We start from the raw sequence: 25651 nt of genomic DNA on the forward strand, positions 1-25651 counted from the left end.
GCTCATGAACGTGCTGGTTGAACTGATCGCGTTTGCGGTGGCGATCGGGGTACTGGTCGTCGTGCATGAGTACGGGCACTATCGCGTCGCGCGCTGGTGCGGCGTGAAGGTGCTCCGCTTCTCGATCGGCTTCGGCCAGCCGCTTGCGCGCTGGGTCAGCCGGAAGACGGGCACCGAGTGGACGCTGTCCGCGCTGCCGCTCGGCGGCTACGTGAAGATGCTCGACGAGCGCGAGCCGGGCCCCGGCGTGAAGCCGGAAGAACTCGGGCAGGCGTTCAACCGCCAGTCGGTCGGCAAACGCATCGCGATCGTCGCGGCCGGGCCGATTGCCAACTTCCTGCTGGCAATCGCGCTGTTTTCCGTTGTATTCGCAACTGGCGTGACCGAGCCCGCGGCGGTGATCGCACCGCCGGCGGCCGGCACGGTCGCGGCCCGGGCCGGGTTCGACGGCAACGAGACGATCGTGTCGATCCGCGACGCGCAGGGCGGCGACGCGCAGCCGGTACGCTCGTGGTCGGACCTGCGCTGGAAGCTCCTCGCGGCGGCCTTCGATCGTCGGGAAGTGGTGCTTGGTGCGCGCGACGGCGGGGCGTCGACCTACGATTTCCGCGTCGACCTGCGTCACGTCCCGGAAAGCGAGCTCGACGACGATTTCATGATGCGGCTCGGCTTCGATACGGGCGGCGGCGCGCTGTCGGTCGCGTCGGTGCAGCCGGGCAGCGCGGCCGAGCGGGCCGGCCTGAAGGGCGGCGACAAGCTGCTGGCGCTCGACGGCGAGCGGATCGGCGGCGCGTCGCGCTTCATCGATGCGGTGAAGCACCATGCGGGCAAGTCGCTCGCGCTCAGGATCGAGCGCGACGGCGCCGCGCAGACGGTCACGATCGTGCCGCAGGCGCAGCGCGACGACGAAACCGGGCAGCAGGTCGGCCGCATCGGCGCGGCCCTGGCGATGCACACGCCGAGCGTCGACGTGCGCTACGGGCCGCTCGAGAGCCTGAAACTGGGCGCGCGCCGCACCTGGGACATCTCGGTGTATTCGCTGCGGATGTTCGGGCGGATGATCACCGGCGACGCGTCGCTGAAGAACCTGTCCGGCCCGGTGACGATCGCCGACTACGCAGGCAAGAGCGCGCGGCTCGGTCCGTCGGCGTTCCTGTCGTTCCTCGCCCTTGTCAGCATTAGCCTTGGCGTACTTAACTTGTTGCCGATTCCCGTTTTGGACGGGGGGCATCTGTTATATTATCTGGTTGAAGCCGCGACCGGGAAAGCCGTCTCGGAACGCTGGCAACTGATTCTGCAAAGAGCCGGGTTGATCTGCATCGTCGCATTGTCGGCGATCGCGCTGTTCAACGATCTGGCTCGGTTAATCCATTTCTGAAGCGTCAGGCGGCAGCCGCAGGGCAGCCGCCTGATTTGATGCAGCTAAATATTGGGGATGCATGTTGTTCAAACCTCATCGCTTTGTACCTAAGACAGTTGCAGCGGCGGCGCTCGCTGCGCACGGCCTCGCGGCGCATGCAGCGGCACCGTTCGTGGTGCAAGACATCAAGATCGAGGGCTTGCAGCGCGTCGAACCCGGTTCCGTGTTCGCGTACCTGCCGATCAAGCAAGGCGACACGTTCACCGACGACAAGGCATCCGAAGCAATTCGCGCACTGTACGCGACGGGCTTTTTCAACGACGTGCGCATCGCCACCCAGGGCAACGTCGTGATCGTGCAGGTGCAGGAGCGCCCGGCGATCGCATCGATCGACTTCACCGGCACGAAGGAGTTCGACAAGGACAACCTGACGAAGGCGCTGCGCGCGGTCGGTCTCGCGGATGGCCGCTACTACGACAAGGCGCTCGTCGACAAGGCGGAGCAGGAGCTCAAGCGCCAGTACCTGACGCGCGGCTTCTACGCGGCCGAAGTCAAGACGACGGTCACGCCGGTCGACGCGAACCGCGTGTCGATCCTGTTCGCGGTCGCCGAAGGGCCGAGCGCGAAGATCCGCCAGATCAACTTCATCGGCAACAAGGCATTCAGCACGAGCACGCTGCGCGACGAGATGCAGCTGTCGACGCCGAACTGGTTCTCCTGGTACACGAAGAACGACCTGTACTCGAAGGAAAAGCTCACGGGCGACCTCGAGGCGGTGCGCTCGTACTACCTGAACCGCGGCTACCTCGAGTTCAACATCGAGTCGACCCAGGTGTCGATCTCGCCGGACAAGAAGGACATGTACCTGACGGTCACGCTGCACGAAGGCGAACCGTACACCGTGTCCGGCATCAAGCTGTCGGGCAACCTGCTCGACCGCGAGGCCGAGCTGAACAAGCTCGTCAAGGTCAAGCCGGGCGACCGCTTCTCGGCCGAGAAGCTGCAGCAGACGACGAAGGCGATCGTCGACAAGCTCGGCGAATACGGCTACGCGTTCGCGACCGTCAACGCGCAGCCGGACATCGACCAGGCGAACCACAAGGTGAACCTGACGCTCGTCGTCGATCCGAGCCGCCGCGTGTACGTGCGCCGCATCAACGTCGTCGGCAACACGCGCACGCGCGACGAAGTGGTGCGCCGCGAAATGCGCCAGCTCGAGAGCTCGTGGTTCGATTCGAACCGCCTCGCGCTGTCGAAGGACCGCGTGAACCGTCTCGGCTACTTCACCAACGTCGATGTGGCGACGGTGCCGGTCGAAGGCACGAGCGACCAGGTCGACGTGAACGTGAAGGTCGACGAAAAGCCGACCGGCGCGATCACGCTGGGCGCGGGCTTCTCGTCGACGGACAAGGTCGTGCTGTCGGCCGGGGTGTCGCAGGACAACGTGTTCGGTTCGGGCACGAGCCTCGCGGTGAACGTGAACACCGCGAAGAGCTACCGGACGCTGACCGTCACGCAGGTCGACCCGTATTTCACGGTCGACGGCATCAAGCGGATCACGGACGTCTACTACCGTACGTACCAGCCGCTCTACTATTCGACGAGCTCGAGCTTCCGGATCATCAGCGCGGGCGGCAACATGAAGTTCGGCATCCCGTTCTCGGAAGTCGACACCGTCTACTTCGGCGCGGGCTTCGAGCAGAACCGCCTCGACGTCGATTCGGCGACGCCGCAGAGCTACCAGGATTACGTGAACGAGTTCGGCCGCGTGTCGAACACGGTGCCGCTGACGGTCGCGTGGTCGCGCGACGCGCGTGACAGCGCGCTGATCCCGAGCCGCGGCTACTTCACGCAGGCGAACATGGAGTACGGCGTGCCGGTCGGCAAGATCCAGTACTACAAGGCCGACGTGCAGGCGCAGTACTACTATTCGTTCTCGCGCGGCTTCATCCTCGGCCTGAACCTGCAAGGCGGCTACGGCAACGGCATCGGCAACCCGTACCCGATCTTCAAGAACTACTACGCGGGCGGTATCGGCTCCGTGCGTGGCTACGAGCCGAGCTCGCTGGGCCCGCGCGACACGAAGACGAACGACCCGATCGGCGGTTCGAAGATGGTCGTCGGCAACATCGAGCTGACGTTCCCGCTGCCGGGCACCGGCTACGACCGCACGCTGCGCGTGTTCACGTTCCTCGATGGCGGTAACGTGTGGGGCAACGCGCCGGGCGGCACGAGCACGGGCGCGAACGGCCTGCGTTACGGCTACGGTGTCGGTCTCGCGTGGATCTCGCCGATCGGCCCGCTGAAGCTGAGCCTCGGCTTCCCGCTGCAGAAGCACGAAGGCGACCAGTACCAGAAATTCCAGTTCCAGATCGGGACGGCGTTCTGATCGAACGCATGACAACAGTAACGAGAGGGTAATTTTGCTAATCGGTAAGTTTTCGAAACGAGTGATGTGTGCGCTGACCGTTGCGCTGGCCTTGGGCGCGACGACGGTGCACGCACAGGACGTCGCCCGCATCGCGGCGGTCAATTCGGATCGGATCCTGCGCGAGTCCGCGCCCGCGAAGGCGGCGCAGACGAAGCTCGAAGCCGAGTTCGCGAAGCGCGACAAGGATCTGCAGGACCTGGCGGCACGCCTGAAATCGATGTCCGATTCGCTCGACAAGAACGGCGCGTCGCTGTCGGCCGCCGATCGCGCGCAGAAGCAGCGTGATCTCGCCCAGCTCGACACCGATTTCCAGCGCAAGCAGCGCGAGTTCCGCGAAGACCTGAACCAGCGTCGCAACGAAGAACTGGCCGCCGTGCTCGAGCGGGCGAACAAGGTCATCAAGCAGATCGCCGAACAGCAGAATTACGACCTGATCGTGCAGGAAGCCGTGTACGTCAGCCCGCGCATCGACATCACCGACAAGGTGCTCAAGGCGCTCGCGTCCGGCTCCACGAACTGAACGGAGCAGACGACGAATGGCATTGACGCTTGATGCACTCGTAAAGCGGTTCGGCGGCGAGATCGCCGGCGACCGCGAGTACCAGGTCGCCGGCCTTGCGCCGCTCGACCAGGCCGGCCCCCAGCAGCTCGCGTTCCTCGCGAACCCGAAATACCTGGCGCAAGTCGAGACGACCCGCGCAGGCGCGGTGCTGATTGCGCCGAAGGATCTGGAAAAGCTGGGTGCCGCCGCTAACGGTCGCAATTTCATCGTAACGCCGAACCCGTACGCGTACTTCGCGCGCGTCGCGCAGATGTTCATCGACCTCGCCGCGCCACCGCGCGCTGCTGGCGTGCATCCGAGCGCGACGATCGATCCGGCCGCGCAGGTCGCCGCAACCGCGGTGATCGGGCCGTACGTGACGATCGAGGCGGGCGCGGTGATCGAGGACGGCGTGCAGCTCGACGCGAACGTGTTCGTCGGCCGCGGCACGACGATCGGCGCCGGCTCGCACCTGTACCCGAACGTAGCGGTCTACCACGGCTGCAGGATCGGCCCGCGCGCGATCGTCCATGCGGGCGCCGTGATCGGCTCCGACGGGTTCGGTTTCGCGCCGGACTTCGTCGGCGAAGGCGATGCGCGCACCGGCAGCTGGGTGAAGATCCCGCAGGTCGGCGGCGTGTCGATCGGCCCGGACGTCGAGATCGGCGCGAACACGACGATCGACCGCGGCGCGATGGCCGACACGGTCGTCGAGGAATGCGTGAAGATCGACAACCAGGTCCAGATCGGCCACAACTGCCGGATCGGCGCATACACGGTGATCGCCGGCTGCGCGGGCGTCGCCGGCAGCACGACGATCGGCCGCCACTGCATGATCGGCGGCGCAGTCGGCATCGCCGGCCACGTGACGCTCGGCGACTACGTGATCGTCACCGCGAAGTCGGGCGTATCGAAGTCGCTGCCGAAGGCCGGCATCTACACGAGCGCGTTCCCGGCCGTCGACCACGGCGACTGGAACAAGAGCGCCGCGCTCGTGCGCAACCTCGACAAGCTGCGCGACCGCATCAAGGCGCTCGAAACCGCACTCGCCGCCCAGGGCGGCAGCGCGGACGCGTAACTCATACCATGCGACATCATGAACCGGGCACGGACAGCACGTACCGCCCGGTTCGACCGACAGGGCCGGGCGCCGGCCCGCATCAGCATTTGCTTCACCACCGCGCAGCCTTTGCGTGAGACGAACCATCATGAGCACTGAAAAAATCAATCTCGACATCCACAAGATCCTCACGCTGCTGCCGCATCGCTACCCGATTCTGCTCGTCGACCGCGTGCTCGAACTCGAGCCGCACAAGGGCATCAAGGCGCTGAAGAACGTGTCGATCAACGAGCCGTTCTTCCAGGGACATTTCCCGAAGCGGCCGGTGATGCCGGGGGTGCTGATCCTCGAGGCGCTCGCGCAGGCCGCCGCGCTGCTGACCTTCGCCGAAGAGCAGCCGAAGGATCCGGAAAACACGCTGTACTACTTCGTCGGGATCGACGGTGCACGCTTCAAGCGCGTTGTCGAGCCGGGCGATCAACTGATTCTGAACGTGACGTTCGAGCGCTATATCCGCGGCATCTGGAAATTCAAGGCGGTGGCGGAAGTGGACGGCAAGGTCGCGGCGGAAGCCGAGCTGATGTGCACGGTCAAGACGGCCGACGCGGCGCCCTGAGCGGCGCGGCAAGCATGGGCAACGCAACGCGACACATCACACTGAGAGGCAACGGCGCATGACCAGGATTCATCCCACGGCGATTGTCGAGGCGGGCGCGCAGATCGACGGATCGGTCGAGATCGGCCCGTACGCGGTCGTCGGTCCGCACGTCACGATCGGCGCGCGCACCACGATCGGCTCGCACAGCGTGATCGAAGGTCACACGACGATCGGCGAGGACAACCGCATCGGCCATTACGCGTCGGTCGGCGGCCGGCCGCAGGACATGAAGTACCGGGACGAGCCGACCCGGCTCGTGATCGGCAACCGCAACACGATCCGCGAGTTCACGACGATCCACACGGGCACCGTGCAGGACGCCGGCGTCACGACGCTCGGCGACGACAACTGGATCATGGCGTACGTGCACATCGGCCACGACTGCCGCGTCGGCAACCATGTGATCCTGTCGAGCAATGCGCAGATGGCCGGCCACGTCGAGATCGGCGACTGGGCGATCATCGGCGGCATGTCGGGTGTGCACCAGTTCGTGCGCATCGGCGCGCACTCGATGCTCGGCGGCGCGTCGGCGCTCGTGCAGGACGTGCCGCCGTTCGTGATCGCGGCCGGCAACAAGGCGGAGCCGCACGGCATCAACGTCGAAGGGCTGCGCCGCCGCGGTTTCTCCGCGGACGCGATCTCGGCGCTGCGCAGCGCATACCGGCTGCTGTACAAGAACGGCCTGTCGCTCGAGGAGGCGAAGGTGCAGCTGCGCGAGCTGGCGGAAGCCGGCGGCGACGGCGATGCGCCGGTCAAGTCGCTCGTCACGTTCATCGACGCGTCCCAGCGCGGCATCATCCGCTAAGCGATGCCGCTCACGACCAACCAGCTCCGGCTCGCGATGGTGGCGGGCGAGCCGTCGGGCGACCTCCTTGGGGCGTCGCTCCTCGGCGGGCTGCGCGAGCGGCTGCCGGCGTCGGCCCAGTATTACGGGATCGGCGGCCAGCGGATGATCGCGCAAGGCTTCGACTCGCACTGGCAGATGGACAAGCTGACGGTGCGCGGCTACGTCGAGGCGCTGGGCCAGATTCCCGAGATCCTGCGGATTCGCGGCGAACTGAAGCGCCAGCTGCTCGCAGAGCGGCCGGACGCGTTCATCGGCATCGACGCGCCGGACTTCAACTTCAACGTCGAGCAGGCTGTGCGGGACGCGCGCATCCCGTCGATCCACTTCGTCTGTCCGTCGATCTGGGCATGGCGCGGCGGCAGGATCAAGAAGATCGTCAAGTCGGTCGACCACATGCTGTGCCTGTTCCCGTTCGAACCGGCGATGCTCGACAAGGCGGGCGTCGCGTCGACCTACGTCGGCCATCCGCTCGCCGACGAGATCCCGCTCGAGCCCGACATGCGTGGCGCGCGGATCGCGCTCGGTCTGCCGGCCGACGGCCCGGTGATCGCCGTGCTGCCCGGCAGCCGGCGCTCGGAAATCGCGCTGATCGGCCCGACGTTCTTCGCGGCGATGGTGCTGATGCAGCAGCGCGAGCCAGGCGTGCGCTTCGTGATGCCGGCGGCGACGCCGGCGCTGCGCGAGCTGCTGCAGCCGTTCGTCGACGCGCACCCGCAGCTGGCGCTGACGATCACCGACGGCAGCGCGCAGGTCGCGATGACGGCGGCGGACGCGATCCTCGTGAAGAGCGGCACCGTGACGCTCGAGGCCGCGCTGCTGAAAAAGCCGATGGTGATCTCGTACAAGGTGCCCTGGCTGACCGGGCAGATCATGCGCCGGCAGGGCTACCTGCCGTATGTCGGCCTGCCGAACATCCTCGCCGGGCGCTTCGTCGTGCCGGAACTGCTCCAGCATTTCGCGACGCCCGAGGCGCTCGCCGATGCGACGCTCACACAGTTGCGCGACGACGCGAACCGCCGCACCCTCACTGAAATCTTTACCGAAATGCATCATTCGCTGCGGCAGAACACGGCCGCCAAGGCCGCGGAAGCGGTCGTTCGCGTGATCGAACAGCGCAAGGGGCGCGCATGACGGCAGCACGTGCAACGCGTCGCCGCGCGCCGGCCGACGCGCAGGGCGGCTTCGACTTCAGCCGGCCCGACGAGATCGTCTGTGGCGTCGACGAAGCCGGCCGCGGGCCGCTCGCGGGTCCGGTCGTGGCCGCCGCCGTGATCCTCGATCCCGCGCAGCCGATCGACGGACTCGACGATTCGAAGGCGCTTTCCGCGAAGAAGCGCGACGCGCTCTTCGAGCTGATCGTCGCGCGCTCGCGCGCTTATTGCATTGCGTCGGCGAGCGTCGAGGAAATCGACACGCTGAACATCCTGCACGCGACGATGCTCGCGATGAAGCGGGCCGTCGAAGGGCTCGCGGTCGTGCCGACGCTCGCGCAGATCGACGGCAATCGCTGCCCGACGCTGTCGGTGCGCGCGGAGGCGATCGTCAGCGGCGACGCGCTCGTGCCGAGCATCTCGGCGGCGTCGATACTCGCGAAGGTCACGCGCGACCGCATGCTCGTCGACCTGCACGAGCGCTTCCCGGTTTACGGATTCAACGTGCATGCGGGCTACGGCACCGCGAAACACCTTGCCGCGCTGCGCGAGCACGGGCCGTGCGAAGCGCATCGCCGCTCGTTCGCGCCGGTCCGCGCGTCGCTCGAATTGATTCGATGAAAGTCATTACCTCACGCGACAACCCGCTGTACAAACGCCTGAAGGCGCTCGCGGGTTCGACGCACCATCAGCGCAAGAGCGGGCAGGCGCTGCTCGAAGGGTTTCACCTCGCGAGCGCGTATTTGGACACGTGCGTCGACACCGGCGCGATTCCCGAGCTGTGCGTCGCGACCGAAGGCGCGCTGCGCCACGACGAGGCGCAGGCGATCGTCGCGCGGATCGACGCACACCGGGTCGTCACGTTGCCCGATGCGCTGTTCGGGCAGCTGTCGAATGTCGTCAACGGCGTCGGCTTTCTGCTGCTCGTCGACCGGCCGTCCCATCCGCTGCCCGCGCGCGTTACGCAAACGTCGGTCGTGCTCGACGGCGTCCAGGATGCCGGCAACGTCGGCTCGATCCTGCGCAGCGCGGCGGCGGCGGGCGTGCAGCATGTGTTCTGCGCGCCGGGCACCGCGTACGCGTGGTCGTCGAAGGTGCTGCGCTCGGGGATGGGGGCGCATTTCCTGCTGTCGATCCACGAGGACGTCGCGGCCGATGCGCTCGCCGAACGGATCGCCGTGCCGATCGCGCTGACGGATTCGCACGGCGCGCAGGCGATCTACGATTGCGACCTCGCGGGGCCGGTCGTCTGGGTGTTCGGCAACGAGGGCGCGGGCGTGTCGGCGTTCTGGCGCGACGCGGCGACGCATCGCGTGACGATTCCGCAGCCGGGCGGGATGGAGTCGCTGAACGTCGCGGCGGCCGCTGCGGTGTGCCTGTTCGAGCAGGTGCGGCAGCAGCGGGGCGCGTGACGTCCCGACACATTCCGTTCCCCGAAACGAAAAAGGCCGCGTCGAACGCGGCCTTTGTTTTTCCGGCAGCGGCCCTGCATGGCCGCGTGCATGGTCAGTATGACTGCCGGTCGAGACGGACTTCCTGCAGGACCGTCGTCGCGATCTCCTCGATCGACTTGTGCGTCGACGACAGCCACTTGATCCCTTCGCGGCGCATCATCGCCTCGGCTTCGTTGATCTCGTAGCGGCAGTTCTCGGGCGCCGCGTACTTGCTGCCCGGCCGGCGCTCGTTGCGGATCTCCGACAGGCGCTGCGGATCGATCGACAGCCCGAACAGCTTGTCGCGATGCAAGCTGAGCGCCGACGGGAGCTTGCCGCGCTCGAAGTCCTCCGGAATCAGCGGATAGTTCGCGGCCTTCACGCCGTACTGCATCGCGAGATACAGGCTCGTCGGCGTCTTGCCGCTGCGCGACACGCCGACGAGGATCACGTCGGCTTCGGACAGGTTGCGGTTCGACTGGCCGTCGTCGTGCGCGAGCGAGAAGTTGATCGCCTCGATCCGCGTCTTGTATTCCTCGGTGTCCGCATTCTGGTGGCCGCGGCCCATCGCGTGGCTCGACTTCAGCTGCAGCTCCTGCTCGAGCGGCTCGACGAAGCGCTGGAACATGTCGAGCACGAGCGCATTCGAGCGCTTGACGATCTCGTTCGACTCGCTGTCGACGAGCGTCGTGAACACGATCGAGCGGCGGCCGTCGTGCACGGCGGCTTCGTTGATCTTCTCGACGGTCGCATAGGCCTTGTCGAGCGAGTCGACGAACGGCACGCGCACGAGGCGGAATTTCTGGTCGAACTGGGAGAGGATCGAATGCGCGAAAGTCTCGGCAGTGATCCCGGTGCCGTCGGAGACGATGAAAACGGTAGGCAGCATGAATCTGGACGTCGAACGTGAAAGGCGGGCGGCGCGCACGGCTGGAGGTTGCATTCCAGACGCAATGACAAGGTCGCGCCACATCCGGCAGCCGGCACGGTAGAATAGCGGCAACCTGTTGGATAAGCAATTGCGGGGACAGTGCGCGAATCGGACCGACCACGCGCCGGATCCTGGCCGCAAGCGATCGAAAATTCCCGGCAAGTTCGGCGATGACGCTTCAGATTTCGCCTTTCTGCCGGGATTTTTGCAAATCGGGTCGGAAGACATGCCGGGCCGCGATTGTTTATCTAACAGGTTGCGCAAGACGCGCCGCGCCTTTTTGCAAGCGCCCGCGTCCAAGCCCACTTGCGCGATCGAGCATTTTTTTCACACTTAGGGGCTTGTATGACTAACGCAGCAAACGTCGCAAAGGACCAGGCGTATGTAATTCCGTTCGAGCAGTTGCGGATGACCGATGTGGAGATCGTCGGCGGCAAGAATGCGTCGCTCGGCGAGATGATCAGCCAGCTTTCCGAAGCAGGCGTTCGCGTGCCCACCGGTTTCGCCACGACCGCGCTCGCGTTCCGCGATTTCCTCAAGCACAACGACCTTACCGACCGCATTGCCAAGCGTCTCGAGTCGCTCGACATCGACGACGTGAAGGCGCTCGCCGAAGCCGGTGCCGAGATCCGCAAGTGGATCGTCGACGCACCGATGCAGGCGCGTCTCGAGCAGGAAATCCGCGCGCAGTTCGAAATCCTGAAGAACGGCTCGCCGGGCGAGCTGTCGTTCGCCGTGCGCTCGTCCGCGACCGCGGAAGACCTGCCCGACGCATCGTTCGCCGGCCAGCAGGAGTCGTACCTGAACGTTGTCGGCATCGAAGACGTGCTCGACCGCATGAAGCACGTGTTCGCGTCGCTGTATAACGACCGCGCGATCTCGTACCGCGTGCACAAGGGCTTCACGCACGCCGAGGTCGCACTGTCGGCCGGCGTGCAGCGCATGGTCCGCTCGGACGTCGGCGCAGCCGGCGTGATGTTCACGATCGATACCGAATCGGGCTTCAAGGACGCCGTGTTCATCACGTCGAGCTACGGCCTGGGCGAAACCGTCGTGCAGGGCGCGGTGAACCCGGACGAGTTCTATGTGTTCAAGACGACGCTTGCCCAGGACAAGTACCCGATCATCCGCCGCTCGATCGGCTCGAAGCTGATCAAGATGGAATTCACGCAGCCGGGCGAGCCGGGCCGCGTGAAGACGGTCGACGTGCCGCACGAGCAGCGCAACCGCTACTCGATCACCGACGAAGACGTGATCGAGCTCGCGAAGTACGCGGTCATCATCGAGAAGCACTACGAGCGTCCGATGGACATCGAGTGGGGCAAGGACGGCCGTGACGGCAAGATCTTCATCCTGCAGGCTCGCCCGGAAACGGTGAAGAGCCAGGCGAGCGGCAAGGCCGAGCAGCGCTTCAAGCTGAAGGGCCAGTCGCAGGTGCTGGCGACCGGCCGCGCGATCGGCCAGAAGATCGGCGCAGGCCCCGTGCGCGTGATCCAGGATCCGTCGGAAATGGAGCGTGTGCAGCCGGGCGACGTGCTGGTTGCCGACATGACCGACCCGAACTGGGAGCCGGTGATGAAGCGCGCGGCCGCGATCGTCACGAACCGCGGCGGCCGTACCTGCCACGCGGCGATCATTGCACGTGAGCTCGGCGTGCCGGCGGTGGTCGGCTGCGGCGACGCGACCGACGTGCTGAAGGACGGCGCGCTCGTCACCGTGTCGTGCGCGGAAGGCGACGAAGGCAAGATCTACGACGGGCTGCTCGAGACGGAAGTCACCGAAGTGCAGCGCGGCGAACTGCCGGAAATCCCGGTGAAGATCATGATGAACGTCGGCAACCCGCAGCTCGCGTTCGACTTCTCGCAGCTGCCGAACGGCGGCGTCGGTCTCGCGCGTCTCGAGTTCATCATCAACAACAACATCGGCGTGCACCCGAAGGCGATCCTCGAGTACCCGAACATCGACCAGGATCTGAAGAAGGCGGTCGAGAGCGTCGCGCGCGGCCATGCGTCGCCGCGTCAGTTCTACGTCGACAAGCTGACGGAAGGTGTCGCGACGATCGCCGCGGCGTTCTATCCGAAGCCCGTGATCGTGCGTCTGTCCGACTTCAAGTCGAACGAGTACAAGAAGCTGATCGGCGGTTCGCGCTACGAGCCGGACGAGGAAAACCCGATGCTGGGTTTCCGCGGCGCGTCGCGCTACATCGCCGAGGACTTCGCGCAGGCGTTCGAGATGGAGTGCCGTGCGCTGAAGCGCGTGCGTGACGAAATGGGCCTGACCAACGTCGAGATCATGGTGCCATTCGTGCGCACCGTGAAGCAGGCGGAGCGTGTCGTCGGCCTGCTCGAGAATTTCGGCCTGAAGCGCGGCGAAAACGGCCTGCGTCTCGTGATGATGTGCGAAGTGCCGACGAACGCGATCCTCGCCGAAGAGTTCCTGCAACACTTCGACGGCTTCTCGATCGGTTCGAACGACCTCACGCAGCTCACGCTCGGCCTCGATCGCGACTCGGGCATGGAACTGCTCGCCGTCGATTTCGACGAGCGCGACCCGGCGGTCAAGTTCCTGCTGAAGCGCGCGATCGATACCTGCCGCAAGATGGGCAAGTACGTCGGCATCTGCGGCCAGGGCCCGTCCGATCATCCGGACTTCGCGCAGTGGCTGACCGACGAAGGCATCGTGTCGATCTCGCTGAACCCGGACACGATCATCGAGACGTGGCAGGCGCTGGCCAACCGCAAGTAACGGTCGGTAACGCTCCTTCGGCGGAAGCGCGGCGGCGCCGCACTTTCGCTGAAGGCAGAACGCAAGGTTCATGCTATAAACACCCCGGTAAGCACCGGGGTGTTTTTGCTTGTCGGTACGCGCCGGGCTGCCACAAGCGTGCGGACTGCCCCGTCGTGGCGCAGCGAACGCAGTGAGCGTGGGGCACGTTTTTTCTGGAGACCACACGATGTCGGGGCATCTGTTCTGGTGGATCGGGGTCGGCGTGCTGGTCGTCGCCGAAACGCTGACGGGGACGTTCTACCTGCTGATGATCGCGCTCGGCTTTCTCGCGGGCGGGCTGCTGCAGGTGGCCGGCTTCGCGCCGCACGCCCAGTTCGGGGCGGCCGGCGCGGTCGCGATCGTCGCGATGATCGTGCTGCGCCGTTCGGGGCTCGGGCGCAAGCAGCGGCGCGACGCATCGGCCAATCCCGACATCAATCTCGATATCGGCGCGATCGTCACGGTCGACGCGTGGCGCGATCGCCGCGCGCGTGTGCAGTACCGGGGCGCCGAATGGGATGTCGAGCTGGCCGACGGCGAGCGCGACGATGCGCGCGTCTATCAGGTGAGTGCCGTGCGCGGCAGCTGTCTCGTGGTCGTGGCGAAACCCGCGGGCTGATCGTCCGCTGACAACAAGGAGGGAACGCTTCATGGACTCGCTGATCATCTGGGTCGTGCTGCTCGTCATTGCGATCGTGATCGTCTCGAAGACGGTGAAGATCGTGCCGCAGCAGCATGCGTGGGTGCTCGAACGCTTCGGGCGCTATCACGCGACGCTGTCGCCCGGTCTCAACATCGTGCTGCCGTTCGTCGATCGCATCGCATACCGGCATGTGCTGAAGGAAATTCCGCTCGACGTGCCGAGCCAGGTCTGCATCACGCGCGACAACACGCAGCTGCAGGTCGACGGCGTGCTGTACTTCCAGGTGACCGATCCGATGAAGGCGTCGTACGGGTCGAGCAACTTCGTGCTCGCGATCACGCAGCTCGCGCAGACGACGCTGCGTTCGGTCGTCGGCAAGCTCGAGCTCGACAAGACCTTCGAGGAGCGCGATTTCATCAACCACAATATCGTGTCGGCGCTCGACCAGGCTGCGGCGAACTGGGGCGTGAAAGTGCTGCGCTACGAGATCAAGGACCTGACGCCGCCGAAGGAAATCCTGCACGCGATGCAGGCGCAGATCACCGCGGAGCGGGAGAAGCGCGCGCTGATCGCCGCGTCGGAAGGGCGCAAGCAGGAGCAGATCAACCTCGCATCCGGTGCGCGCGAGGCCGCGATCCAGAAATCCGAGGGTGAGCGGCAGGCCGCGATCAACCAGGCGCAGGGCGAGGCTGCGGCAATTCTCGCGGTGGCCGAGGCGAACGCGCAGGCGATCCAGAAGATCGCGAACGCGATCCAGTCGCAGGGCGGGATGGACGCGGTGAACCTGAAGGTCGCCGAGCAGTATGTCGGCGCGTTCTCGAATCTCGCGAAGCAGGGCAACACGCTGATCGTGCCGTCGAACCTGTCGGATCTCGGCACCGCGATCGCGTCGGCGCTGTCGATCGTCAAGCGTGCGGCGCCGGCCGGCAAGGCGTGATCACGTTAGTCCGCTGACAGGTCGCAAGAACGCAACGGCCCGCTTCGAGCGGGCCGTTGTACATGCAAGGAAGGCGGCGGGCGTCAGGTGCCGGAGCGCATGATGCGTGCCTTCTCGCGTTCCCAGTCGCGCTTTTTCTCGGTTTCGCGCTTGTCGTGCAGCTTCTTGCCTTTCGCGAGGCCGATGTCGCACTTCACGCGGCCGCCCTTGTAGTGGAAGTTCAGCGGCACGAGCGTGTAGCCGCGCTGCTCGACCTTGCCGATCAGTTTCTTGATCTCCTCGGCATGCAGCAGCAGCTTGCGGGTGCGCACCGGATCGGGCTTGATGTGCGTCGAGGCCTCGGGCAGCGGGCTGATGTGCGTGCCGATCAGGAAGATTTCGGCGTTCTTCACGACCACGTAACCTTCCTTGATCTGGCCTCGCCCGGCGCGCAGCGCCTTGACTTCCCAGCCCTCGAGCACGAGCCCCGCCTCGTAGCGTTCCTCGATGTGGTAATCGAAGTGCGCTTTCCTATTGTCGATGATGCTCATGAAAGGATCGGGCCAACTCGTTTAAAATTACAATTTTAGCAAAGCGGGGCGGGAATCGCCCGGCTTGCGTTCCCACCTTTGCGATGCCGCGCGATTTATGGCAGATGTCCAGAAAACCGTATTGATCCGCCATTCGGCGGAACAGATGTTCGACCTCGTCACCGATGTGGCCGATTACCCCAATTTCCTGCCCTGGTGCGGCGGCGTCGAGATTCGCCGCCAGGACGAGAACGGGATGGAGGCACGCATCGACATCAGCTTCAAGGGCATCAAGCAGCACTTCGCGACGCGCAACACGCAGCAGCGCCCGACGCGGATCGACATGGAGTTCGCGGACGGCCCGTTCAAGAAGTTCACGGGATCGTGGCGTTTCACGCCGCTGCGCGCCGATGCGTGCAAGATCGAGTTCGCGCTGCATTACGAGTTCTCGAACATCATCCTCGAGAAGCTCATCGGGCCCGTGTTCAACCACATCGCGAACACGTTCGTCGATTCGTTCGTCAAGCGGGCGGACCAGCGCTACGGCAAGGGGTGACGCGATGCTGTCGATCGAAGTCTGTTACGCGCTGCCGGACCGCCAGACGCTGATTCCGGTCACGCTGCCGGACGGCGCGACCGTCCGCGAAGCGATCGACGCGAGCGGCGTGCTCGCGCTGCACCCGGAGATCGATCTCGCGCAGGCGAAGACGGGCGTATTCGGCAAGCTCGCGCCGCTCGATGCGGTGCTCGCCGACCACGACCGCGTCGAGATCTACCGGCCGCTGACCGTCGACCCGAAGGTCGCGCGCCAGCGCCGCGTCGAAAAGTCGCGCCGCGCGGGCTCCGTCGAAGGGCGCAAGTGGATGCACAAGGACGCGCGCTGAAGCGCGTCACCCGCGGCCGAGCGTCGCTTCGTCGCCTGCCATCCGTTTCCGATTCGTCCGATTGGTCCGATTGGTCCGATTGGTCCGATTGGTCCGATGAAACCCGCCGCGCTCAGTGCGCGGTGAGGTTCGCGTTCAACGGATCATCGTCCGTGTGCGTGTCGCTGTGCCGGCGCACCGACCCGTAGACCCCCGCCAGCAGCAGCACGAGGGCCGCGATCTCGAGCACGCGCGGCAGCCGGTGGTCGTAGACGAAGCCGTACAGCAGCGCGAACACGGTCTCGAACACGATCAGCTGGCCCGACAGCGTGAGCGGCAGGCGCTTCGACGCGGCATTCCACAGGCCGTTGCCGAGCCACGATGCGCCGATCGCAAGGCCGAGGTTCAGCAGCCAGAACAGCTGCCAGCGCGACGCGGGCAGCGCCTGCTGCACCGTGCCGGCGGGCAGCGCGAGGATCGCGATCCAGCAGAGTCCGCCGATCAGCCCCGTCACGACACCCCACAGCACCGACCATTCGTTGCCGTCGAAATGATGATGGCGCTGCAGGTAGCGGGCGTTCGCCACTGCGTACCAGGTCCAGCTCGCGAGCGCGCCGGCCGCGCATCCGATGCCGGCGAGCTTCTGGCCGAGCGTCGTCGCGTGCGCGGCCTCGGACGTGAAGAGATCGACGTTGATGCACGCGATGCCCGCGACGACCAGCGCGAGCGGGGCCGCGAGCCGCTTGAGCGGCACCGCGCCGTGGTCGCCGAGGCCCGCGAGCGTGACGGTCACGGGCAGCACGCCGACGATCAGCGAGCTCGGCGCAATGCCGATCATGTGTACCGCGGCCGACAACAGCATGTAGTAGGCGACGTTGCCGACGAGCGCGAGCTTCACGAGCGCGACGAGATCCGCGCGGGTGAGGCGCGCGAACAGCGAGCGCGCCGCCGGCAGCGCAGCCGCGACCGACACGAGGCCGTACATCGCGTAGCGGCCGACGCTGAGCAGCAGCGGCGAAAAATCCGTCAGTAGCCGCGGCACCAGGAACACCATGCCCCACAAGGCACCCGCCAACACGCCATACACCACACCACGCTGCATCGACTTCTCCAACCGAATCCACTAACGAGCGCGCATCTTAGCGAGGTCGGCGGGGAGGCGTCTTGTTCATTCCTGCACTCGGTTCGAATCCGCGTGTCGTCGGCAGCATGCCCGACCTATCTGTCCGACGAATCGGCCGGCGTCGCGGCATCGCCGCCACCTTGCGCGGCATGCCCGGGGCGCCGCACGGCTCGAACCTTGCCGCTGTTGCCGCCACCGCAGAAGAACCGGTCGCCGCCGTCGGATTCGAGCCCCGACACGCCGACGCCGGGCGGCATCTCGAGCCTTTCGAGCACATCGCCCGAGCGCGGATCGAGCCGCCTCAGCTCGCTCTGATCGCCTTCCCACGTGCCGTGCCACAGCTCGCCGTCGACCCATGTGACGCCGGTGACGAAACGGTTCGACTCGATCGTGCGCAGCACCGCGCCCGATTGCGGATCGACCTGGTGAATCTTGCGCGCGCGATACTCGCCAACCCAGAGCGTGCCTTCGGCCCACGCGAGCCCCGAATCGCCGCCGTCGCCGGGCGCGGGGATCGTCGCGAGCACGCGGCCCGTCTGCGGATCGAGCTTCTCGATCCGGTTCTCGACGATCTGGAACAGATGGCGGCCGTCGAACGCGGTGCCCGCATGCGCCGCGACGTCGAGCGAGCGGCGCACCGTCCCGCTGGCCGGATCGAGCGCGTTGAGCTTGTTGCCGGACGCGAACCAGACATTCCGGCCGTCGAACGTGACCCCGTGCACGCCGTCGACGCCCGGAAAGGGGCCATATTCACGGATGATTTCTGCTGCAGCGCGTTTCATGTCGGCATCCTCGTCGTTGGGTAACGACATCCTAGTCACCCGGCAGCGGCGCGGGGAGTAACAAGGTCGTCGCGAATCCCGGCATCGGCGGCGTCATCCAGCGGCGCGCGCGGCCGAGGCCGAAGGTCTGCACCTTGCCGGCTGCCGCGAGCGCGTCGAGCGCGCGCTGCACGGTGCGCTGGCTCGCGCCGAGTGCCAGCGCCAGCGCGGAGCTCGACCACGCTTCGCCGTCGGCGAGCAGCGCGAGCACGGCCGCATGCCGCTCGTCGAGCGGGCGCGCCAGCACGACGACGTCGCGCGCGCCGAGCGGCGCCAGCGCAAAGCCGCGCTTCGTCGCGGTCACGTCCGCGAGTGGCCGGAGCATCGCGCGCAAGCGTCCGATCTCGACGCGCAGCCGCGCGCGATGCGTTTCGTCTGCGTGTTTCGTGCGGAACGCCTGTGCGATGAGCGCATCCCGCGGCAGGTCGGCCGGCCACGCTTCGCCGAGTGCCCGCGCGAGCACGAACAGGACCGGCCGCCGTGCGAGCGGAACCGTCGTGCGCGCATCGCGCACCGCGTAGCGGCACGCATCCACGACGAGCGTGTTCGACGCCAGCAGCGTCTCGACTTCGTCGAGACGCAGGATCCGCGTGTCGCCGCGTGCGATCAGGCGCGCAGCCGGCGCGTCGAGGACGCGCCGGGCGCTGTCGATCTCAGCCGTCAACGCGTGGATGCCGGCGTCCTGCGCGGCCTGGGTCGCGCGGGCGAGCGCGTCGCGGGCGGCTTGCGTCCGGATGCGGCGCATCGCGATCCCGGCCGTCACGAGCGCGTGGGCGGCGCGCGACGCGGCAGGCAGGGGCGCCGGGTCGAGCCCGGCGAGCGTGCGCTCGGCGTCGTCGATCCGGCCGATCAGCAGCAGGCGGCGCACCTGCAGATAGCGCGCATGCGCGGCGTTGGCGTGGTCGCCGTGCGCTTCCAGCGTGGCGCGCGCCGTGTCCAGCGCCTTCGTCGGCCAGTTGAGATCGCGCGACACGAGCGCGATCTCGGCTTCCGCGACGATGCAGCGCGCGCGGGCCACGGCTTCCCGCGGGCCGAATGCGCGGCCTGCGCTGCGCACGAGCGCCTTCGCGCGCTCGAAGTCGCCGAGTTGCGCCATCGCGATGCCGCGCAGCGCGAGCGCGGCCGCATCGTCGCGCAGCGCGACCCGGTTCAGCGCGCCGAGCGGGTCACCCGCGGCAAGCGCGCGTGCCGCCGCCGTGATCAGCGAATCCATCCGAATCCCGACACACTTGTCACTCCCTCCGTTCGGCGCCCGGCACTAATCTAGCACCACGCTTCCTGCACGGCATGCCGTGCCGGTACGGGAACGCGCAACGCAGGACACCGAAAGGAGGGGCGCGCGATGGCGACACATCTCACCGGCATGCGAGCGGAACGGCTGGCGGCGCGCGTCGCGGGTGATCGTGCTTCCCGGCAGGCGTTCGCCGGCGTCATGGCCGTGCTGTTTGCCGCGGGTGTCGCGGTGACGATCGTGGAAAGCGCGTCGATGACGGCGATGGGCGGCGTGCCGATGGCCGGCGGCTGGACGTTGTCGATGGCGTGGGGGCGGCTGTGCGGCCGGACATGGCCGGGCGCCGCGGCCGCGTTTCTCGGCATGTGGGGCGCGATGACGGTGGCGATGATGCTGCCGTCGCTGGCGCCGGCGCTATGGCGTTACCGTCAGGCGATCGGCGCGGCTGGCGTGACCGGCGGCGTGCGCGCGGGATCGCTGACCGCGCTCGTCGGCGCCGCATATTTCTCGGTCTGGGGCACGTTCGGCGCGGCCGTCTTTCCGGCCGGCGCGGCGCTGGCCGGGATTGCCGAGCAATTGCCGGAGGTGGCGCGTACGTTCCCCGTTCTGGCCGGGGTCGTGGTCCTGCTCGCGGGCGCGCTCCAGTTCTCTGCGTGGAAGGCGCGCCGGCTCGCGTGCTGCCGGGGCGAAGTGGCACATGCCGCGTCGCGGGCGGCGGGCGCCTGCGCCGCATGGCGGCACGGTCTGCGCGCCGGTCTCCACTGCGGCGCCTGCTGCGCAAACCTGATGGCGATCGGGCTCGCGGCCGGCATCATGGATCTGCACGTGATGGCCGCGCTTGCGGTGGCGATTGCGGCGGAACGCGTTGCGCCGGACGGCCGGCGCGCGGCGCGGATCGGCGGGGCCGGGGCCGTCATCGCGGGCCTGGCGATGATCGCGTACGCGGCCGGGCTGGCGTGACGGCGCGGGTGCAGATCCGGACGCCGATCGCGCACCGGCCGCCGGCGCGATCGGACATGCTGCAGGGCAAAACGAAACCGGTTCGAAAACGACCCGAACGGCGAACCGAACGATTCGGGGCCTCAGCCGCCCGAAAACGGCTAAGCCTTTGTTCGTGTTGTGAAATTCAACGGCACATCGCGTATAATTCGATTTTGCGCCCATAGGATTTGCCATGCGTCTGATCCAAAAAGCACTCACTTTCGATGACGTGCTCCTCGTCCCGGCCTTCTCCGACGTTCTGCCGCGCGACACCAGCCTCAAAACCCAGCTGACCCGCAACATCTCCCTGAACATGCCGCTCGTGTCCGCCGCCATGGACACGGTCACCGAAGGCCGACTCGCGATCGCGATGGCGCAGCAAGGTGGCGTCGGCATCATCCACAAGAACCTCACGCCTGCCGAACAGGCCCGCGAAGTCGCGAAGGTCAAGCGCTTCGAGTCCGGTGTCGTGCGCGACCCGATCACGGTGCCGCCGCAGATGAAGGTGCGCGACGTGATCGCGCTGTCGCGCCAGCATGGCATTTCGGGCTTCCCGGTTGTCGAGGGCCCGCAGCTCGTCGGCATCGTCACGAACCGCGACCTGCGTTTCGAATCGCGTCTCGACGAGCCGGTCAAGTCGATCATGACGCCGCGCGAGCGCCTCGTGACGGTCAAGGAAGGCACGCCGCTCGCCGAAGCGAAGGCGCTGATGCACAGCCACCGCCTCGAGCGCGTGCTGGTCGTCAACGACGCGTTCGAGCTGCGCGGCCTGATGACGGTCAAGGACATCACTAAGCAGACCGAGCACCCGGACGCATGCAAGGACGAGCACGGCAAGCTGCGCGCCGGCGCGGCGGTCGGCGTCGGCCCGGATAACGAAGAGCGCGTCGAACTGCTCGTGCAGGCGGGCGTCGACGTGATCGTCGTCGATACCGCGCACGGCCACAGCAAGGGCGTGCTCGAGCGCGTGCGCTGGGTCAAGCAGAACTTCCCGCACGTCGAAGTGATCGGCGGCAACATCGCGACGGCCGCGGCGGCGAAGGCGCTCGTCGAGTACGGCGCGGACGCGGTGAAGGTCGGCATCGGCCCCGGCTCGATCTGCACGACACGGATCGTCGCGGGCGTCGGCGTGCCGCAGATCAGCGCGATCGCGAACGTGTCCGACGCGCTGCGCGGCACGGGCGTGCCGTGCATCGCCGACGGCGGCATCCGCTTCTCGGGCGACGTGTCGAAGGCGCTGGCCGCCGGCGCGAACGCGGTGATGATGGGCAGCATGTTCGCGGGCACCGAAGAAGCGCCGGGCGACGTGTTCCTGTACCAGGGCCGCCAGTACAAGTCGTACCGCGGCATGGGCTCCGTCGGCGCGATGAAGGACGGCGCGGCAGACCGCTACTTCCAGGACAACTCCGCGAACATCGACAAGCTCGTGCCGGAAGGCATCGAAGGCCGTGTCGCGTACAAGGGTTCGGTCAACGCGATCATCTTCCAGCTGATCGGCGGCGTGCGCGCGAGCATGGGCTACTGCGGCTGCCAGACGATCGCCGAGCTGCACGACAAGGCCGAATTCGTCCAGATCACCGCGGCGGGCATGCGCGAGTCGCACGTGCACGACGTGCAGATCACGAAGGAAGCGCCGAACTACCACGTGGACTGATCGCCGATGAAACCGCTGCTGCGAGCCGTGCTGGTCGTCGACGCCGTGCTGCTGCTGGCGTTCGGCGTGCTGTTCGTGCTGACGCCGTGGCGTGCGCTGTTCGACGCGCTGCAGCTTGCGAACGTCGAGCCTGCGATGCTCGGCCAGGCGTTCGGCATCGCGCTGCTCGGCCTCGGCTGGCTCGCGCTGCACGCAGCGGTCAACGGCGACCTGACGGCACCGATCGCACGCGTCGTCGGCCACGTGAACTGGCTGACCGGCGTGCTGACGATCATGTGGGCGATCGGCTCGCACGGCCCGGCGCTCGCAGCGGCCGGCCAGGCGCTGTCGGCAGCGGTGGGCGCGGTGCTGGTCGTGCTCGGCGTCGGCGGCGTGCGCGTTGCTGCTGCCGTGCGGCGGCGCGAGAAGGCGCAGGCGCTCGACGCGCAGGCGGCGAAGCGGCCGGCCGAGCCGGCGGCGGGTCCGTCGCGGCGGGTCGAGCCGGTCGTCGGCGGCACCGTGGCGCGTGCCGCGTCCTCGGCCGCCCCCGGCGCGGCGCCGTCCGCACCGGCGCGCGCATCCGCCGCAGCCGGCTCGGCATCGGACGCCGTCGCGCTCGACGAGCGTCCGCCGATGCAGGATTGACCGGCCGTGCGTCGCGTGCGATCGCCGCCCGACGCCGCCGTCCATGCTATTGACGCAGCGCATGATGCACGATGATGCGCTGCTTTTCTTATTCGTTTGTTCTTCATCCCGTCCGCAGCCATGCACGACAAAATCCTGATTCTCGACTTCGGTTCGCAAGTCACCCAATTGATCGCGCGGCGCGTCCGCGAAGCGCACGTCTACTGCGAAATCCACCCGAACGACGTGTCCGACGAATTCGTCCGCGAGTTCGCGCCGAAGGCGGTGATCCTGTCGGGCAGCCACGCGAGCACGTACGAAGACCACCAGCTGCGCGCGCCGCAGGCCGTGTGGGATCTCGGCGTGCCGGTGCTCGGCATCTGCTACGGCATGCAGACGATGGCCGTGCAGCTCGGCGGCAAGGTCGAGTGGAGCGACCATCGCGAATTCGGCTACGCGGAAATGCGTGCGCACGGCCATACGCGCCTCCTGAACGGCATCGAGGATTTCACGACGGCGGAAGGCCACGGGATGCTGAAGGTCTGGATGAGCCACGGCGACAAGGTCGCCGAGCTGCCGCCGGGCTTCGCGCTGATGGCGTCGACGCCGAGCTGCCCGATCGCCGGCATGGCCGACGAGGCGCGCGGCTACTACGCGGTGCAGTTCCACCCGGAAGTCACGCACACGGTGAAGGGCCGCCAGATCATCGAGCGCTTCGTGCTCGACATCGCCGGTGCGAAGCCGGACTGGATCATGCGCAACCACATCGAGGAAGCCGTCGCGAAGATCCGCGAGCAGGTCGGTGACGAGGAAGTGATTCTCGGCCTGTCGGGTGGCGTCGATTCGAGCGTCGCGGCCGCGCTGATCCATCGCGCGATCGGCGATCAGCTCACCTGCGTGTTCGTCGACCACGGCCTGCTGCGCCTGAACGAAGGCAAGATGGTGCTCGACATGTTCGAGGGCCGCCTGCACGCGAAGGTCGTGCACGTCGACGCGTCCGACCAGTTCCTCGGCCACCTGGCCGGCGTGACCGATCCGGAAGCGAAGCGCAAGATCATCGGCCGCGAGTTCGTCGAGGTGTTCCAGGCCGAGGCGAAGAAGCTGTCGAAGGCGAAGTGGCTCGCGCAGGGCACGATCTATCCGGACGTGGTCGAATCGGGCGGCACGAAGACGAAGAAGGCGACGACGATCAAGAGCCACCACAACGTCGGCGGCCTGCCGGAAACGCTCGGCCTGAAGCTGCTCGAGCCGCTGCGCGACCTGTTCAAGGACGAAGTGCGCGAGCTGGGCGTCGCGCTCGGCCTGCCGCCGGAGATGGTGTACCGCCATCCGTTCCCGGGCCCGGGCCTCGGCGTGCGGATCCTCGGCGAAGTGAAGCGCGAATACGCAGACCTGCTGCGCCGCGCGGACGCGATCTTCATCGAGGAGCTGCGCAACACGACCGCGACCGCGCAGGATGCGGCAGCCGGCCTGTGCGGCGAAGCCGACGTCGGCAAGAGCTGGTACGACCTCACGAGCCAGGCGTTCGCGGTGTTCCTGCCGGTGAAGTCGGTCGGCGTGATGGGCGATGGCCGCACGTACGACTACGTGACGTCGCTGCGCGCGGTGCAGACGACCGATTTCATGACCGCACACTGGGCGCATCTGCCGTACGCGCTGCTCGGCCGCGCGTCGAACCGGATCATCAACGAGGTGCGCGGGATCAACCGGGTCGTGTACGACATCTCCGGGAAGCCGCCGGCGACGATCGAGTGGGAGTGACCTGAACGGCTCCCAAGTGGCTCCGGGAGCGTTGGTTTTGCCTGTTTTTCCTTTAAACAAACAGGCGGTTGTTGCCCGGTGTGATCCACTGTGATCCGGGTCATGCCAGGAGGAAATGTCGGGGTCGCTCACAGGACCGACATTTCCTCGTCGGACGGCCTCATCCGACACCACCAAGTCGTCCTGACGCTTCTATCCATCCCCAGCGTTCGGCGCGCGCTTCCTCGCCGGCTGCGTCGAGTTTCTGCGCACGCGTCGAAGGGATCCCTCCGCGGGTCGGCCCCGATCTTCGTTTCCCCTTGCTCCGTCCACGGCAACGTGAAGGATTCAATCCGTTACGGGCTGACATGGCTCTGCGAAGGGCTGGTCAATCCGTCGCCCAGTTTCTCCAGCAGAAATTCCGCAAAGACCGCTACTGCGGGCGGCACCGGTGGACGGCTCGTGTACACGAGCTGCAAGCCGAGCTCGGTGCTTGCGCGCCGATAGGTTGGCAGCACGCGTACCAGTTTCCCCTGCGCGATGATGGGCTCGACCATCAACTGCGGCAGTAGCGCAATTCCCAGCCCGGCGATGCAAGCCTGCACCAGCACGCGCATGTCGTTCACCGCGAACCGGCTGTTGATCGACACCTCCTGACTGCCGCGCGGACCCTGCAGACGCCACGTGTTGCGACCCTGGCGACTGGAAATCGTCAGACAGTCGTGTTCGGCCAGTTCGCGCAGCGTGCGTGGTGCAGGGCGCCGTTCGAGGTAGGCCGGGCTCGCCGCGAGGATCGTCGTATTCGGCGCCAGCCGGCGTACCCGGAAGCCGCTACCGGTCTCGATGCCCATCCGCAAGGCCAGATCGATGCGCTCGGTGATCAGGTCGGTCGGCGTGTCGTCGAGCAGGAAATCGACGCTGATATGCGGATAGCGCGCGTAGAACTCGACCAGCCATTCCATGCGGAAGACTTCGAACAGGCCTGCGATCGCGGTGACGCGAACCGTGCCCGACGGTGCCTGCGCATCGGCGTGGCGCTGCTGGATCTCGAAGATCTGGTCAAGTGCCGGCGCATAACGCTCGAACAGCACCTGACCCTCCGCGCTCGGCGCGAGCTTACGCGTCGAGCGATGCAGCAGGCGTGTGCCGAGTTGCCCTTCGAGTTGATCGATGCGCCGGCTCAGCGTATTGGCCGGCATGCGCAGACGCCGTGCCGCCTCGGAGAAGCTGCCGGCGCGGACTACCTGGACGAACATCGCCAGATCATTCAGGTCGAGCATGATATTTCTCCAAAAATGGATGAATCAAATCCTATTTTACCGTCTAGTGTGAGGCGCTCCCGATCTCCATACTGGAGCCGTCAACAGC

25 protein-coding genes are annotated in these 25651 nt (G+C 66.8%); 19 read left to right on the forward strand and 6 right to left on the reverse strand.

What is annotated here, in order from left to right; all coding sequences use genetic code 11:
• Positions 1-4 precede the first annotated feature (4 nt).
• The 9 genes from rseP (at position 5) to ACV22Z_RS09485 (ending at position 9460) form a co-directional block, all read left to right on the forward strand.
• On the forward strand, positions 5-1378 hold the full coding sequence (gene rseP, locus ACV22Z_RS09445) for an RIP metalloprotease RseP (RefSeq protein ID WP_448076037.1): 1374 nt from the start codon (positions 5-7) through the stop codon (positions 1376-1378).
• A 61-nt stretch (positions 1379-1439) separates the two neighbouring features.
• Entirely contained in the window at positions 1440-3749 is a 2310-nt protein-coding gene (gene bamA, locus ACV22Z_RS09450) for an outer membrane protein assembly factor BamA (RefSeq protein ID WP_448076038.1), read from the forward strand.
• A 64-nt stretch (positions 3750-3813) separates the two neighbouring features.
• On the forward strand, positions 3814-4311 hold the full coding sequence (locus ACV22Z_RS09455) for an OmpH family outer membrane protein (RefSeq protein WP_448076039.1): 498 nt from the start codon (positions 3814-3816) through the stop codon (positions 4309-4311).
• A 16-nt stretch (positions 4312-4327) separates the two neighbouring features.
• Complete coding sequence (gene lpxD, locus ACV22Z_RS09460) at positions 4328-5410, forward strand: UDP-3-O-(3-hydroxymyristoyl)glucosamine N-acyltransferase (protein WP_448076040.1); 1083 nt, start codon at positions 4328-4330, stop codon at positions 5408-5410.
• A gap of 130 nt (positions 5411-5540) precedes the next feature.
• Positions 5541-6008 carry a 3-hydroxyacyl-ACP dehydratase FabZ gene (gene fabZ / locus ACV22Z_RS09465; protein ID WP_006495559.1) on the forward strand — a complete coding sequence of 156 codons (468 nt, stop codon included), beginning with the start codon at positions 5541-5543 and terminating at the stop codon, positions 6006-6008.
• A gap of 58 nt (positions 6009-6066) precedes the next feature.
• Positions 6067-6855, forward strand: a complete 789-nt coding sequence (gene lpxA / locus ACV22Z_RS09470) for an acyl-ACP--UDP-N-acetylglucosamine O-acyltransferase (protein WP_448076041.1) — start codon at positions 6067-6069, stop codon at positions 6853-6855.
• Between the two features lie 3 nt (positions 6856-6858).
• Entirely contained in the window at positions 6859-8028 is a 1170-nt protein-coding gene (gene lpxB, locus ACV22Z_RS09475; RefSeq protein ID WP_448076042.1) for a lipid-A-disaccharide synthase, read from the forward strand.
• A complete protein-coding gene (rnhB, locus tag ACV22Z_RS09480) occupies positions 8025-8669 on the forward strand; it encodes a ribonuclease HII (RefSeq protein ID WP_448076043.1) in 645 nt (214 codons plus the stop codon). The genes lpxB and rnhB overlap by 4 nt, the downstream gene beginning before the upstream one ends.
• Positions 8666-9460, forward strand: a complete 795-nt coding sequence (locus ACV22Z_RS09485; RefSeq protein ID WP_448076044.1) for a TrmH family RNA methyltransferase — start codon at positions 8666-8668, stop codon at positions 9458-9460. Before rnhB ends, ACV22Z_RS09485 begins: the two co-directional genes overlap by 4 nt.
• 94 nt (positions 9461-9554) lie before the next feature.
• On the opposite strand, the gene ppsR is transcribed toward ACV22Z_RS09485, so the two are convergent.
• A complete protein-coding gene (gene ppsR, locus ACV22Z_RS09490; RefSeq protein WP_448076045.1) occupies positions 9555-10370 on the reverse strand; it encodes a posphoenolpyruvate synthetase regulatory kinase/phosphorylase PpsR in 816 nt (271 codons plus the stop codon).
• Positions 10371-10488: 118 nt separating this feature from the next.
• Here ppsR and ACV22Z_RS09495 point away from each other — a divergent pair, with 118 nt between their 5' ends.
• From ACV22Z_RS09495 to ACV22Z_RS09510, 4 genes are all read left to right on the forward strand, one after another.
• The gene (locus tag ACV22Z_RS09495) at positions 10489-10749 is read left to right on the forward strand and encodes a hypothetical protein (RefSeq protein WP_448076046.1); all 261 of its coding nucleotides are present in this window, start codon (positions 10489-10491) and stop codon (positions 10747-10749) included.
• Between the two features lie 8 nt (positions 10750-10757).
• Positions 10758-13157, forward strand: coding sequence for a phosphoenolpyruvate synthase (gene ppsA / locus ACV22Z_RS09500; protein ID WP_448076047.1), 2400 nt, complete (start codon positions 10758-10760; stop codon positions 13155-13157).
• A gap of 208 nt (positions 13158-13365) precedes the next feature.
• On the forward strand, positions 13366-13797 hold the full coding sequence (locus ACV22Z_RS09505; RefSeq protein ID WP_448076048.1) for an NfeD family protein: 432 nt from the start codon (positions 13366-13368) through the stop codon (positions 13795-13797).
• 31 nt (positions 13798-13828) lie between these two features.
• Positions 13829-14758, forward strand: a complete 930-nt coding sequence (locus tag ACV22Z_RS09510; RefSeq protein WP_448076049.1) for an SPFH domain-containing protein — start codon at positions 13829-13831, stop codon at positions 14756-14758.
• Between the two features lie 83 nt (positions 14759-14841).
• On the opposite strand, the gene smpB is transcribed toward ACV22Z_RS09510, so the two are convergent.
• Positions 14842-15288, reverse strand: coding sequence for an SsrA-binding protein SmpB (smpB, locus tag ACV22Z_RS09515; RefSeq protein WP_448076050.1), 447 nt, complete (start codon positions 15286-15288; stop codon positions 14842-14844).
• 97 nt (positions 15289-15385) lie between these two features.
• On the opposite strand from smpB, the gene ACV22Z_RS09520 reads away from it, so the two are divergent.
• Together ACV22Z_RS09520 and ACV22Z_RS09525 are read left to right on the forward strand one after the other, a co-directional pair.
• Entirely contained in the window at positions 15386-15823 is a 438-nt protein-coding gene (locus tag ACV22Z_RS09520) for a type II toxin-antitoxin system RatA family toxin (RefSeq protein WP_448076051.1), read from the forward strand.
• A 4-nt stretch (positions 15824-15827) separates the two neighbouring features.
• The gene (locus tag ACV22Z_RS09525) at positions 15828-16151 is read left to right on the forward strand and encodes an RnfH family protein (protein WP_448076052.1); all 324 of its coding nucleotides are present in this window, start codon (positions 15828-15830) and stop codon (positions 16149-16151) included.
• 112 nt (positions 16152-16263) lie between these two features.
• Here the strand turns inward: ACV22Z_RS09525 and ACV22Z_RS09530 are convergent, their stop codons facing one another.
• The 3 genes from ACV22Z_RS09530 to ACV22Z_RS09540 all read right to left on the reverse strand — a co-directional run bounded on the left by ACV22Z_RS09530 (position 16264) and on the right by ACV22Z_RS09540 (position 19287).
• On the reverse strand, positions 16264-17232 hold the full coding sequence (locus ACV22Z_RS09530) for a DMT family transporter (RefSeq protein WP_448076053.1): 969 nt from the start codon (positions 17230-17232) through the stop codon (positions 16264-16266).
• Positions 17233-17348: 116 nt separating this feature from the next.
• Positions 17349-18035 carry a Vgb family protein gene (locus ACV22Z_RS09535; RefSeq protein WP_448076054.1) on the reverse strand — a complete coding sequence of 229 codons (687 nt, stop codon included), beginning with the start codon at positions 18033-18035 and terminating at the stop codon, positions 17349-17351.
• Between the two features lie 31 nt (positions 18036-18066).
• Positions 18067-19287, reverse strand: a complete 1221-nt coding sequence (locus tag ACV22Z_RS09540) for a helix-turn-helix domain-containing protein (RefSeq protein ID WP_448076055.1) — start codon at positions 19285-19287, stop codon at positions 18067-18069.
• A gap of 129 nt (positions 19288-19416) precedes the next feature.
• Here ACV22Z_RS09540 and ACV22Z_RS09545 point away from each other — a divergent pair, with 129 nt between their 5' ends.
• From ACV22Z_RS09545 to guaA, 4 genes are all read left to right on the forward strand, one after another.
• Positions 19417-20265, forward strand: a complete 849-nt coding sequence (locus ACV22Z_RS09545) for a DUF2182 domain-containing protein (RefSeq protein ID WP_448076056.1) — start codon at positions 19417-19419, stop codon at positions 20263-20265.
• Between the two features lie 214 nt (positions 20266-20479).
• Complete coding sequence (gene guaB / locus ACV22Z_RS09550) at positions 20480-21940, forward strand: IMP dehydrogenase (protein WP_448076057.1); 1461 nt, start codon at positions 20480-20482, stop codon at positions 21938-21940.
• Positions 21941-21946: 6 nt separating this feature from the next.
• A complete protein-coding gene (locus ACV22Z_RS09555) occupies positions 21947-22564 on the forward strand; it encodes a hypothetical protein (RefSeq protein WP_448076058.1) in 618 nt (205 codons plus the stop codon).
• Positions 22565-22684: 120 nt separating this feature from the next.
• Positions 22685-24304: a glutamine-hydrolyzing GMP synthase gene (guaA, locus tag ACV22Z_RS09560; RefSeq protein ID WP_448076059.1), complete on the forward strand. Its 1620-nt coding sequence runs from the start codon at positions 22685-22687 to the stop codon at positions 24302-24304.
• 335 nt (positions 24305-24639) lie between these two features.
• On the opposite strand, the gene ACV22Z_RS09565 is transcribed toward guaA, so the two are convergent.
• Positions 24640-25563: a LysR family transcriptional regulator gene (locus ACV22Z_RS09565; protein WP_448076060.1), complete on the reverse strand. Its 924-nt coding sequence runs from the start codon at positions 25561-25563 to the stop codon at positions 24640-24642.
• Positions 25564-25651: the final 88 nt, after the last annotated feature.

It is taken from the genome of Burkholderia sp. PU8-34 (assembly GCF_053427725.1).

What these genes read in the sequence shown, in the direction of transcription:
- ACV22Z_RS09510 (WP_448076049.1), top strand. Translation starts at nt 13,829, where the DNA reads ATGGACTCGCTGATCATCTGGGTCGTGCTGCTCGTCATTGCGATCGTG.
- fabZ (WP_006495559.1), top strand. Translation starts at nt 5,541, where the DNA reads ATGAGCACTGAAAAAATCAATCTCGACATCCACAAGATCCTCACGCTG.
- ppsR (WP_448076045.1), bottom strand. Translation starts at nt 10,370, where the DNA reads ATGCTGCCTACCGTTTTCATCGTCTCCGACGGCACCGGGATCACTGCC.
- smpB (WP_448076050.1), bottom strand. Translation starts at nt 15,288, where the DNA reads ATGAGCATCATCGACAATAGGAAAGCGCACTTCGATTACCACATCGAG.
- ACV22Z_RS09485 (WP_448076044.1), top strand. Translation starts at nt 8,666, where the DNA reads ATGAAAGTCATTACCTCACGCGACAACCCGCTGTACAAACGCCTGAAG.
- ACV22Z_RS09530 (WP_448076053.1), bottom strand. Translation starts at nt 17,232, where the DNA reads ATGCAGCGTGGTGTGGTGTATGGCGTGTTGGCGGGTGCCTTGTGGGGC.
- ACV22Z_RS09545 (WP_448076056.1), top strand. Translation starts at nt 19,417, where the DNA reads ATGGCGACACATCTCACCGGCATGCGAGCGGAACGGCTGGCGGCGCGC.
- lpxB (WP_448076042.1), top strand. Translation starts at nt 6,859, where the DNA reads ATGCCGCTCACGACCAACCAGCTCCGGCTCGCGATGGTGGCGGGCGAG.
- guaB (WP_448076057.1), top strand. Translation starts at nt 20,480, where the DNA reads ATGCGTCTGATCCAAAAAGCACTCACTTTCGATGACGTGCTCCTCGTC.
- lpxA (WP_448076041.1), top strand. Translation starts at nt 6,067, where the DNA reads ATGACCAGGATTCATCCCACGGCGATTGTCGAGGCGGGCGCGCAGATC.
- rseP (WP_448076037.1), top strand. Translation starts at nt 5, where the DNA reads ATGAACGTGCTGGTTGAACTGATCGCGTTTGCGGTGGCGATCGGGGTA.
- lpxD (WP_448076040.1), top strand. Translation starts at nt 4,328, where the DNA reads ATGGCATTGACGCTTGATGCACTCGTAAAGCGGTTCGGCGGCGAGATC.
- ACV22Z_RS09525 (WP_448076052.1), top strand. Translation starts at nt 15,828, where the DNA reads ATGCTGTCGATCGAAGTCTGTTACGCGCTGCCGGACCGCCAGACGCTG.
- ACV22Z_RS09540 (WP_448076055.1), bottom strand. Translation starts at nt 19,287, where the DNA reads ATGGATTCGCTGATCACGGCGGCGGCACGCGCGCTTGCCGCGGGTGAC.
- ACV22Z_RS09555 (WP_448076058.1), top strand. Translation starts at nt 21,947, where the DNA reads ATGAAACCGCTGCTGCGAGCCGTGCTGGTCGTCGACGCCGTGCTGCTG.
- ppsA (WP_448076047.1), top strand. Translation starts at nt 10,758, where the DNA reads ATGACTAACGCAGCAAACGTCGCAAAGGACCAGGCGTATGTAATTCCG.
- ACV22Z_RS09535 (WP_448076054.1), bottom strand. Translation starts at nt 18,035, where the DNA reads ATGAAACGCGCTGCAGCAGAAATCATCCGTGAATATGGCCCCTTTCCG.
- ACV22Z_RS09455 (WP_448076039.1), top strand. Translation starts at nt 3,814, where the DNA reads ATGTGTGCGCTGACCGTTGCGCTGGCCTTGGGCGCGACGACGGTGCAC.
- ACV22Z_RS09565 (WP_448076060.1), bottom strand. Translation starts at nt 25,563, where the DNA reads ATGCTCGACCTGAATGATCTGGCGATGTTCGTCCAGGTAGTCCGCGCC.
- bamA (WP_448076038.1), top strand. Translation starts at nt 1,440, where the DNA reads ATGTTGTTCAAACCTCATCGCTTTGTACCTAAGACAGTTGCAGCGGCG.
- ACV22Z_RS09505 (WP_448076048.1), top strand. Translation starts at nt 13,366, where the DNA reads ATGTCGGGGCATCTGTTCTGGTGGATCGGGGTCGGCGTGCTGGTCGTC.
- guaA (WP_448076059.1), top strand. Translation starts at nt 22,685, where the DNA reads ATGCACGACAAAATCCTGATTCTCGACTTCGGTTCGCAAGTCACCCAA.
- ACV22Z_RS09520 (WP_448076051.1), top strand. Translation starts at nt 15,386, where the DNA reads ATGGCAGATGTCCAGAAAACCGTATTGATCCGCCATTCGGCGGAACAG.
- rnhB (WP_448076043.1), top strand. Translation starts at nt 8,025, where the DNA reads ATGACGGCAGCACGTGCAACGCGTCGCCGCGCGCCGGCCGACGCGCAG.